Genomic DNA, 9,515 nt, shown 5'->3' with positions numbered 1-9,515 from the left:
GGAGGATTAGCTCAGTTGGGAGAGCGTCTGCCTTACAAGCAGAGGGTCACAGGTTCGAGCCCTGTATCCTCCATTGAACCGAGAGGTTCATCCAGTTCTATGCGGAAGTAGTTCAGTGGTAGAACGCCACCTTGCCATGGTGGAGGTCGCGGGTTCGAATCCCGTCTTCCGCTTGTTGCAGCGATGCAACAACATCTAAATATGCACCCATAGCGCAATTGGATAGAGTGTCTGACTACGAATCAGAAGGTTGTAGGTTCGACTCCTACTGGGTGCATTATCGGGAAATAGCTCAGCTTGGTAGAGCACCTGGTTTGGGACCAGGGGGTCGCAGGTTCGAATCCTGTTTTCCCGATTGGGCAGTGATGCCTACGATTTATTTCGCGGTGTAGCTCAGCTGGCTAGAGCGTCCGGTTCATACCCGGGAGGTCGAGGGTTCGATCCCCCCCGCCGCGATCGACCTGGACCTTTAGCTCAGTTGGTTAGAGCAGACGGCTCATAACCGTTCGGTCGTAGGTTCGAGTCCTACAAGGTCCATGGGGCATTTGCCTCGGGCCCATTAATTTAATAAACATACCGTTATCGCGGGATAGAGCAGTCTGGTAGCTCGTCGGGCTCATAACCCGGAGGTCGTTGGTTCAAATCCAGCTCCCGCAATTGGTTCCATGGTCTAGTTGGTTAGGACGCCTGCCTGTCACGCAGGAGATCACGAGTTCGAGTCTCGTTGGAACCGGTGTCGGCTCGGTAGCTCAGTTGGTAGAGCAATGGATTGAAGCTCCATGTGTCGGCAGTTCGATTCTGTCCCGCGCCATTGTGACGGCATGCGGGTGTAGTTTAGTGGTAAAACCACAGCCTTCCAAGCTGTTGTCGCGAGTTCGATTCTCGTCACCCGCTGGATCGATAATTTGGGCCTATAGCTCAGCTGGTTAGAGCGCACGCCTGATAAGCGTGAGGTCGATGGTTCAAGTCCATTTAGGCCCATTGCGGCAAAAGCTTGCTGCAACAATTGAACATTTAATATGGAGAAGTACTCAAGTGGCTGAAGAGGCGCCCCTGCTAAGGGTGTAGGTCGGGAAACTGGCGCGAGGGTTCAAATCCCTCCTTCTCCGTATGTATGGCCCGTTGGTCAAGTGGTTAAGACACCGCCCTTTCACGGCGGTAACATGGGTTCAAATCCCGTACGGGTCAGTAGCGATAAGGCTATGGAGAATTACCCAAGTGGCTGAAGGGGACGGTCTTGAAAACCGTTAGGTGGGTCAAACCACGCGAGGGTTCGAATCCCTCATTCTCCTTTTCACATTATCGCGGGATAGAGCAGTCTGGTAGCTCGTCGGGCTCATAACCCGGAGGTCGTTGGTTCAAATCCAGCTCCCGCAATTACAATTGAATATTGTTGGTTCCATGGTCTAGTTGGTTAGGACGCCTGCCTGTCACGCAGGAGATCACGAGTTCGAGTCTCGTTGGAACCGTTAATGGCTCGGTAGCTCAGTTGGTAGAGCAATGGATTGAAGCTCCATGTGTCGGCGGTTCGATTCCGTCCCGCGCCATTTTATGGAGGATTAGCGAAGAGGCTAAACGCGACGGACTGTAAATCCGTTCCTTCGGGTTCCTAGGTTCGAATCCTAGATCCTCCATTTATAGGGATATAGTTTAAAGGTAGAACTACGGTCTCCAAAACCGTCAGTGTGGGTTCAATTCCTACTATCCCTGCTTTTAATGGTATGGCGGTATTGGTGAAGTGGTTAACACACTGGTTTGTGGATCCAGCATACGTGGGTTCGATTCCCACATACCGCCCTTTACTGGGGTATAGCCAAGTGGTAAGGCAACGGACTTTGACTCCGTCATGCGCTGGTTCGAATCCAGCTACCCCAATTGCTGTAAAAAGCACTCCTGGCGGTGTAGCCAAGTGGTAAGGCAAAGGTCTGCAAAACCTATATGCGTCGGTTCAAATCCGATCACCGCCTTTCTTGGATAGTTGCCAAGAGATAATTGAATATCCTTTATGCCGGCGTGGCGGAATTGGCAGACGCGCCAGACTCAAAATCTGGTTCCAGCAATGGAGTATCGGTTCGACCCCGATCGCCGGTATATCGACCCTGAATAAGGGTCTTTTTTGGTTCCTAAAATTCTTCACACACGGCAGGGCTTAATCAACAATTTAACCGAATGCGATACCGGCGATCGGGGTCGAACTTGTATTCCCATATCGGTATTACTGCCATGCCGAAACTCATCAATCTTTACACAATCGCCGCGAACTTTTTACGCCTTGGTCAATCAATCTTTACGCAGGTTGCTTATGCTTAGTCTGTAGTAGTAGCGAGGCAGGAAACTTGCGGAATACCTAGCCGCTACTGATAATAACGACACCGCAACACTGTGGCAGGTGGCGGCGCGCAATGGGTAAGGCAATAACGGCATAATCCACGAGAAGGCGATGCCATGATGATCAGATGGGGGATTGGACTGATTCTGCTGGCCATCACCGGCTGGGCGATGAATGGTCGCGCCAGTGTGCTGATGCAGCGGTATGGCCAGGAGACTGGTAAATGGCTGAAGTGAACTGATGTGGGGGCGGTCCAAGTGACCGTTCTTTTTTTGGCCAAAACTGAGGTGACAGTTCTGTTATGTAAATTTCAGTCTTTAGGTCGAGCGGTTTCAGTAAGGTTTCTGTTAAAATAGGAATATTGATAGCGTGAAAATTGAAATGGGGCCGCGTTGTCGTATACTGGAAACCAAGAGCTAGCGTTTGGAGGCAGTTAGATGAATATTGGCATTTTTACGGATACCTATTTTCCGCAGGTCAGTGGCGTCGCGACCTCGATCAAAACGCTCAAAGATGATTTAGAGCGGAAAGGCAATTCCGTTTATATCTTCACCACGACGGATCCGCATGTGCCGGATGACGCGGTGGAGCCCAATGTGTTTCGCTTTACCAGCGTGCCATTCGTGTCGTTCACTGATCGGCGCGTGGCAGTGCGTGGTATGTTTCATGCATACCATGTGGCTAAGGAGCTGAATTTGGATATTGTTCATACCCAAACCGAGTTTTCGATGGGGTATATCGGTAAATTCGTGGCCCGGCAGCTCAAAGTGCCAACCGTCCATACTTATCACACGATGTATGAAAGTTACCTGCACTACATCATGAATGGCCACTTATTGCGGCCTTATCATGTGAAGCAGTTTATGCGGGCGTATTTGTACCATGTCACCGCGGTGATTACGCCTTCGGATCGCGCGGAAGAGAGTTTACAGCGCTATGGGGTGAAACAGCCGATTTCGGTCATTCCGACCGGCGTCGACTTGACCCAGTTCAAAGCGGCTAAAAATCCAAAGTTGCGCGAGCAATTGGGCCTCGCTGATGTGCCAGTGTTACTGTCACTGTCGCGCGTGGCTTATGAAAAACGCATCGACAAGGTGATTGATGCCATGCCGGCCATTGTGGAGGCTTGCCCAGAAGTGGTGCTGCTGGTGGTTGGCGATGGCCCGGCGCGGGAAGATTTGGAAAAACAGACCCGCGAGCTGCAGATGCAAGATCATGTCCGCTTCATCGGCGAAGTGGACCACAGCGAAGTGCCGGATTACTACCGCGCCGCCGATATTTTTGTTTCGGCCAGCGATTCGGAGTCGCAAGGCTTAACGTATATCGAGGCGCTGGCGGCGGGCCGCAAAGTGGTAGCCTTTGCCGGGGAATATACCAACTCGCTGTTGGACGACCCGGCGATTGGCACGACCTTTACCGTTCAATCAGAGCTGGTGCATCAAGTGGTCAATTATCTCAAGCATCCGCAGGCTTTCGATGATCCGGCGCCGCGTGAAGTGAAGCTGCGCGCCATTTCTGCGGATTTGTTTGGCGATCGTGTGCTGAAAGTGTACCAAGATGCCACTCGCCGCTTCCAAGATGAGCAAACGCTGCGCGATGAGGCGCTTGACGATTCGACCTTGAAAGGATAGTTATGCTCGACATTCACATGTTTTCCTCTGCGGATAAAGTCGCAGGGCAAGGGGTCGGCGCGGTGTATACCGAACTGGTCGCCTTACTGAAGAAGTACTTCCCGACGGAATTCAACGTTAAGATCAACGATTATTCTGCGAGTCAAATTAGCCATTATCATACGATTGATCCGAAGTTCTATGCGTCCACCTTCAGCAAGCGCCGCGGCCGCAAAATTGGTTTTGTCCACTTTCTGCCAGATACGTTGGATCAGAGTCTGCGCCTGCCGGGCGTGGCCCGATGGACCTTGGACCATTACACCGTGGCCTATTACAAGCGGATGGATAGTTTGGTGGTGGTGAACCCGAACTTTATCCCTAAGCTGGCGGCGTATGGCATCGATCCGCGCAAGGTGACTTACATTCCTAACTTTGTCTCGCGGGAAACCTTCTATCCGGCCACGGCTGAGGAAAAACAGATGCTGCGGCAAAAGCATGGGGTGCCGCAGGACCGGTTCGTGGTGTTCGGCGCCGGCCAGGTGCAAGATCGCAAAGGCGTGGATGATTTTATCCGGTTGGCCAAACGCAATCCGAAGATGACCTTCATTTGGGCGGGTGGTTTTTCGTTCGGCATGATTACCAATGGCTATGATCACCTCAAAGGCGAAGTGGAAAATGCCCCGGCCAACCTGACTTTCACTGGCATTGTGCCGCGGGAAGAAATGGTGGATTACTACAATATCGCGGATGTCTTTTTACTGCCTTCTTTCGAAGAGCTATTTCCAATGTCAGTGCTGGAAGCCTTCTCAACGGAAACGCCGGTGATGGTGCGCGATTTGGCGCTATATGATCAGATTATCGAACCATATGCGGTGATGGCCAAAGACGGCGACGCGATGAATACCAAGTTGCGCCAGCTGCAAGCTGACGCCAACTTGCGGCAAACGTACACCGAAAAGGCCCAGCAGGCGGCGGCAGAATATTCGGAGGCGCGGCTGGCCCGCGTGTGGCATCGCTTTTACCTTAAGCAAGCCGCTTTAGGTGAGGCGCAGCATGAGTCGCACTAATAAAATTGCAGCAGCGGTGATGGTACTACTGGGGCTGGGGATTTTTGCGTTTGAAATGCGTAATCTGAACCTGCAGGTGGTGTGGCATACCCTCATGTCACTGAACTTATGGTGGCTAGCGGCGTCGCTGGCGGTGATGATTGGCTCTTGGGTGGTGGAAAGCTTTGTCGTGCGGATGTTTGTTGAGCATGAAGGCGAGCGCCTGAGTTTCAAAGCGGCGTTTCGCGTGCCGCTGGTCGAGCAGCTCTTTAACAACATCACGCCTTTTGCCTCAGGTGGTCAACCCGCGCAGCTGGTGGCGCTGATGCAAGCCGGGGTTGAAGCTGGCCGGGCCAGTTCGGTACTGTTGATGAAGTTCGTCGTGTATCAGTTCATGGTGCTGCTGAATTTTGTCATCACCTTGGTGTTTGGTTTTCACCAACTGGCCACGCGCTTTGGGCCGCTGGCGCTGTTGATTGTGTTTGCTTTCGTCATTCATATCGCAGTGATCGTTGGCTTGCTGCTGGTGATGTATCAGTACAAGTTCACCAAGAAAATGGTGGCACTGCTGATCAAGCTCGCCGGCGTGTTCGTTAAACCGGCGCGCCAGCAGCAGTGGCAGCAAACCATGGATCAAAAAATCGATAGCTTTTACGCCGAAAGCCTGCATCTCAAGCAAAACCGGGGCAAAGTCTACAAAGCGGCACTACTCACCTTTGTCCAGTTGCTGCTGTATTATTCGGTGCCGTATTTCGTCCTGCGCAGCTTCGGTTTGGCCCATCTGAGTCTGATCGAAGTCATGATTTTGCATGTGATGATTGTGATGATTGTGTCGCTGTTTCCCATTCCTGGTGGGACCGGCGGGGCGGAATATAGCTTTAAAACGCTATTTGCCGCTTACGTGCCGGTAGCATCGCAGCTGGTGCTGACGATGCTGCTGTGGCGGTTTTTGACTTATTACCTGGGGATGCTGATGGGTGGTTTGGCCCTTGGCGTCACGCCTGGGCGCATGGCGCAAACCTTGCCGCCGGAAAAAAATGAGCCATCCGCGTAATTTCATCGTCACACACGCGGATTCTATGGTACGCTATCACAGAACAAGAAAGGGGCCGCTTCATGAAAAGCTCACAGTTAGTTGCGATTATCAAACGCTTGGAAGCCATGCAAGAAGGCGCAGATGACGAAGTTCAATCCCGCCGCTTTGAAAAAGACGGCGTCGAAAAAGGTGAAGTCACCTTTGACCCGAAGACTGAGACTTACACTTTGGAAGAAGTTGTCAGCCATCAGCAATTTGAATTTGATGACATCGACCTGGCCGCAATGGAGATTTACGATCTGCTCGACGATTCAGAAGACTAATCGGGTTTTGCGCCGAGGCTACACCTTGAGGGTGTGGTCTTTTTTATTACCTTTAAGATGTGCTTAAACCCCGGTCAAAACCGGGGCTTAAAATTGTCTTTTCTAAGCCGTTTGTGTAGACTTACGATTGTGTTTAGATGACGTTAATATGTGTAATTAGTAGTTGGAGGATTAGTATGAAGCAAATCGGCAGTAAAATTCAGGGGTTTTTCAATTCCCGGCTAGGATTTTTCCTGCTCGCCGTGGCGCTGTTTTGGGCGAAAACCTATTGGGCGTATAACACCAAATTCAACCTGGGCGTCAAGGGCGGGATGCAGCAACTGCTGCTAGCGCTCAACCCGCTACCGACCACGATTCTGCTGTTCGGACTGGCTTTGTACGTGAGCGGGCGCAAGTCCTATGTGTTGATGTTGATTGTGGATCTGTTGACGTCAATTTGGCTGTTTGCTAATGTCCTTTACTATCGCGAATTTTCGGATTTCATGACCTTTGCTTTGATTCGCAATTCCGGCACCATCGCCAATAACTTGGGGACCGGGGTCGCGGGGATTATGCAGCCAAGCGACTGGCTGGTGTTCCTGGATGTAATCATCTTGGTGATTTTGCTGGCCACCCGGGTCATCAAAGTCAGCATCAAGCCGATCAAAAAGCGGTTTGCCTTGGGCGTGACGGTGCTAGCCGTGTTCATGTTCGGCGCGAACTTGTCCATGGCGTACTCCGATCGCTCGGGTTTGTTGACCCGGATGTTCGATAACAATTACATCGTGAAATACTTAGGCCTGAATGCCTATACCGTGGTGGATGGGGTCAAAACTGCCCAGACCTCGGCGGAAAAGGCCAACGCGAAGGCCAGTGATCTTGATTCTGTTTTGGCTTACGTCAAAAATCATCAAGTGGCTAAGAATGTGAACTACTATGGCACCGCCAAAGGCAAGAACGTTTTTGTGATTCACTTGGAGTCTTTGCAGCAGTTCATGATCGACTTTAAGTGGGACGGCCAAGAAGTGACGCCGAACCTCAATAAGATTTACCATGAAAATAATACCCTCAGTTTCGATAACTTCTTTAACCAGGTTGGTCAAGGGAAGACTTCCGATGCTGAAATGATGCTGGAAACCTCGCTGTTTGGCTTGCAAGAAGGCTCCGCGATGCAAATCGACGGCACCTCGAACACTTTCCAAGCAGCACCAGCGATTTTGGCTCAGCAAGGCGGCTACACCACGGCGGTTGCGCATGGGGATGTGCCAAGTTACTGGAATCGTGATAACACGTACAAGTCTTGGGGCTACGATTACTTCTTCTCGAAGAGCTATTTCCCGAAAGTTAAAGACTACGATGTTGGTTATGGGATTAAAGACAAGATTTTCATGAAGGATTCAGCGGAATATGCCCAGCAGCTGCCGCAGCCGTTTTACATGAAGCTCATCACCGTCACGAACCACTTCCCATACACCTTGGATAAGAAGAACCAAACCATCAGCAAAACCGATACTGGTGACAAGACGGTGGATGGCTATGTCCAAACGGCCAAGTACCTGGATCAATCCATCGGTGAGTTCATGAGCTGGCTGCAAAAGACTGGCCTCGATAAAACATCGATGGTGGTCTTCTATGGTGACCACTATGGGATTTCGGATAACCATAAGAAGGCCATGGCCAAACTGACCGGCATTGAAGGCTTCAATGATTACAACAACGCCATGTATCAGCGCGTGCCATTCATGATTCACATGGATGGGCTCAAAGGCGGCATTGACCACACTTATGGTGGGGAAATCGACGTGTTGCCGACGTTGCTCCACTTGCTCGGCATTGATACGTCCAATTACGTCATGATGGGCAATGACCTGCTGTCACCGGAGCACGACCAGACGGTGGCCTTCCGTAATGGCGATTGGGTCACGCCGACCATCACCAAGGTGGGCAGTGAGTACTTTAATACCACCTCTGGGGAGCGGCTGGAGAACCTGACCAAGGCGCAAAAGCAGGTGATCAATACCGCCACTAACCGGGTGACAACAGAACTGTCTCTATCGGATCGGGTTATCAATGGTGACTTGCTACGGTTCTACACCCCGGCTGGGTTTAAGAAAGTGGATAAGTCGGACTACAGCTACAATCTGAAGAAGGCCCAGGAGCAACTGAAAGCGGCGCAAAAGAGCGGCACCAGCTTGCAGGCTAAGAATAATGGCAAGTCGTTGCTTGATCTTTATGTGACTGACGCGCCAGAGCTACAGACGAATGCAGATAGTAGCTCCAGTAGCAGTGAGAGCAGTAGCACGAGCAATTCATCGAGTAGCAGCGCTGCTTCTAGTTCCAGTAGTAATAATTAAGATCGCTGAAAATTGATTCGCGTAGAATCTGGGGTAAGCATACCGCCAGATTCTTTTTTTGGCCCAAGTGTTCACTTCCTATTTGCAAGTAGTTGCGGTTTAGCGTATTCTAAGCTTAGGAAGAACTATTCTAATGTAGGCGATGAAAAATGCAAGAAACGGTCTATCATCAAACTATCGCTCGCTTGCGAGCAAACAAAATTCGGGTGACGCCACAGCGCGACGCGATCATTAAGTATTTGATTGCCAGCGAAGCGCACCCGACAGCGGAAATGATTTTTGCCGCCTTGTCGCCAGAGTTTCCTCATATGAGTGTCGCGACGGTATATAACAACCTCAAGTTGTTGGCCGATCTGCACCTGATCGAAGAAATGAATGTGGGCGACCCCGCGACGCATTTTGATTTCGCGTTAGAGCCGCATTACCATGTGATTTGTCGCAATTGCGGCAAAATTGTCGATTTCAGCTATGATCAGTTGACGGATGTCGAAGCAGTGGCTGCTAAAAAAACTGGCTTTTTGGTGGATGGTCATCACCTTGAGGTCTATGGTTTATGCCCTGACTGTCAAATCAAGTTGGGAAAGGTGCCGGCAAGCAAATAACGGCTGGCCAGTCAATCGAAATCCGAACGGGGATGGTTCATAATTATTCCTTGTTCGGATTTTTTATTTACCTGAGATTTATGCGATTTTTGGTTGACGATTGCAGGCTAGAGCTGGTAAGATACTTGTTGTTGTCAAAACGGCAAGCGCATATCGCTTCGCCGGCAAATGCTTGGAAGACGAATAATTATTCATTTCATGACATTTTAATTTGACAAGCAAAAAGCCATAAGATA

Annotated in this window: 6 protein-coding genes and 23 tRNA genes; all 29 read left to right on the top strand. The window is 50.7% G+C overall.

The annotated features are described in order from the left end of the window. The 29 genes from JUF11_RS12680 to JUF11_RS12540 all read left to right on the top strand — a co-directional run bounded on the left by JUF11_RS12680 (position 1) and on the right by JUF11_RS12540 (position 9,279). Positions 1-73: transfer RNA gene (locus JUF11_RS12680), tRNA-Val, on the top strand. Positions 74-101: 28 nt separating this feature from the next. Continuing rightward, positions 102-173 (top strand) — tRNA-Gly (locus JUF11_RS12675). A 30-nt stretch (positions 174-203) separates the two neighbouring features. After that, a tRNA-Arg gene (locus tag JUF11_RS12670) sits at positions 204-277 on the top strand. A 4-nt stretch (positions 278-281) separates the two neighbouring features. Next, positions 282-355 (top strand) — tRNA-Pro (locus JUF11_RS12665). Positions 356-382: 27 nt separating this feature from the next. Continuing rightward, a tRNA-Met gene (locus tag JUF11_RS12660) sits at positions 383-456 on the top strand. A gap of 7 nt (positions 457-463) precedes the next feature. Continuing rightward, a tRNA-Ile gene (locus tag JUF11_RS12655) sits at positions 464-537 on the top strand. 46 nt (positions 538-583) lie between these two features. Beyond that, positions 584-657 (top strand) — tRNA-Met (locus JUF11_RS12650). Positions 658-659: 2 nt separating this feature from the next. Continuing rightward, positions 660-733 (top strand) — tRNA-Asp (locus tag JUF11_RS12645). A 5-nt stretch (positions 734-738) separates the two neighbouring features. Further along, a tRNA-Phe gene (locus JUF11_RS12640) sits at positions 739-811 on the top strand. A 12-nt stretch (positions 812-823) separates the two neighbouring features. After that, positions 824-894, top strand: a tRNA-Gly gene (locus JUF11_RS12635). Between the two features lie 13 nt (positions 895-907). Then, positions 908-981 (top strand) — tRNA-Ile (locus JUF11_RS12630). Positions 982-1,021: 40 nt separating this feature from the next. Next, positions 1,022-1,109: transfer RNA gene (locus JUF11_RS12625), tRNA-Ser, on the top strand. A gap of 7 nt (positions 1,110-1,116) precedes the next feature. Then, positions 1,117-1,188, top strand: a tRNA-Glu gene (locus JUF11_RS12620). A 16-nt stretch (positions 1,189-1,204) separates the two neighbouring features. Further along, a tRNA-Ser gene (locus JUF11_RS12615) sits at positions 1,205-1,292 on the top strand. Between the two features lie 11 nt (positions 1,293-1,303). Beyond that, positions 1,304-1,377: transfer RNA gene (locus JUF11_RS12610), tRNA-Met, on the top strand. 18 nt (positions 1,378-1,395) lie between these two features. After that, positions 1,396-1,469 (top strand) — tRNA-Asp (locus tag JUF11_RS12605). 5 nt (positions 1,470-1,474) lie between these two features. Next, positions 1,475-1,547, top strand: a tRNA-Phe gene (locus JUF11_RS12600). 6 nt (positions 1,548-1,553) lie between these two features. Beyond that, a tRNA-Tyr gene (locus tag JUF11_RS12595) sits at positions 1,554-1,634 on the top strand. A gap of 5 nt (positions 1,635-1,639) precedes the next feature. Then, positions 1,640-1,710: transfer RNA gene (locus JUF11_RS12590), tRNA-Trp, on the top strand. A gap of 14 nt (positions 1,711-1,724) precedes the next feature. Continuing rightward, positions 1,725-1,797, top strand: a tRNA-His gene (locus JUF11_RS12585). Positions 1,798-1,803: 6 nt separating this feature from the next. Further along, positions 1,804-1,875: transfer RNA gene (locus JUF11_RS12580), tRNA-Gln, on the top strand. A gap of 20 nt (positions 1,876-1,895) precedes the next feature. After that, a tRNA-Cys gene (locus JUF11_RS12575) sits at positions 1,896-1,967 on the top strand. A 40-nt stretch (positions 1,968-2,007) separates the two neighbouring features. Continuing rightward, positions 2,008-2,091, top strand: a tRNA-Leu gene (locus JUF11_RS12570). Positions 2,092-2,766: 675 nt separating this feature from the next. Continuing rightward, complete coding sequence (locus tag JUF11_RS12565) at positions 2,767-3,960, top strand: glycosyltransferase family 4 protein (RefSeq protein ID WP_204119883.1); 1,194 nt, start codon at positions 2,767-2,769, stop codon at positions 3,958-3,960. 2 nt (positions 3,961-3,962) lie between these two features. Continuing rightward, the gene (locus tag JUF11_RS12560; RefSeq protein ID WP_204119882.1) at positions 3,963-5,006 is read left to right on the top strand and encodes a glycosyltransferase family 4 protein; all 1,044 of its coding nucleotides are present in this window, start codon (positions 3,963-3,965) and stop codon (positions 5,004-5,006) included. After that, positions 4,993-6,039, top strand: a complete 1,047-nt coding sequence (locus JUF11_RS12555; RefSeq protein ID WP_204119881.1) for a lysylphosphatidylglycerol synthase transmembrane domain-containing protein — start codon at positions 4,993-4,995, stop codon at positions 6,037-6,039. The genes JUF11_RS12560 and JUF11_RS12555 overlap by 14 nt, the downstream gene beginning before the upstream one ends. Before the next feature lie 62 nt (positions 6,040-6,101). Beyond that, on the top strand, positions 6,102-6,344 hold the full coding sequence (locus tag JUF11_RS12550) for a YkuJ family protein (protein WP_125583002.1): 243 nt from the start codon (positions 6,102-6,104) through the stop codon (positions 6,342-6,344). Between the two features lie 176 nt (positions 6,345-6,520). Further along, on the top strand, positions 6,521-8,677 hold the full coding sequence (locus JUF11_RS12545) for an LTA synthase family protein (protein WP_204119880.1): 2,157 nt from the start codon (positions 6,521-6,523) through the stop codon (positions 8,675-8,677). A 149-nt stretch (positions 8,678-8,826) separates the two neighbouring features. Continuing rightward, positions 8,827-9,279: a Fur family transcriptional regulator gene (locus JUF11_RS12540; RefSeq protein ID WP_204119879.1), complete on the top strand. Its 453-nt coding sequence runs from the start codon at positions 8,827-8,829 to the stop codon at positions 9,277-9,279. The last annotated feature ends 236 nt before the right edge of the window (positions 9,280-9,515 follow it).

This window comes from Lacticaseibacillus suilingensis (assembly GCF_016861845.1).
In the GTDB taxonomy this organism is placed as follows: Bacteria; Bacillota; Bacilli; order Lactobacillales; family Lactobacillaceae; genus Lacticaseibacillus; species Lacticaseibacillus suilingensis.
Note: the sequence above shows the minus strand (reverse complement) of the source record. Positions and strands in the feature narration are given on the sequence as shown.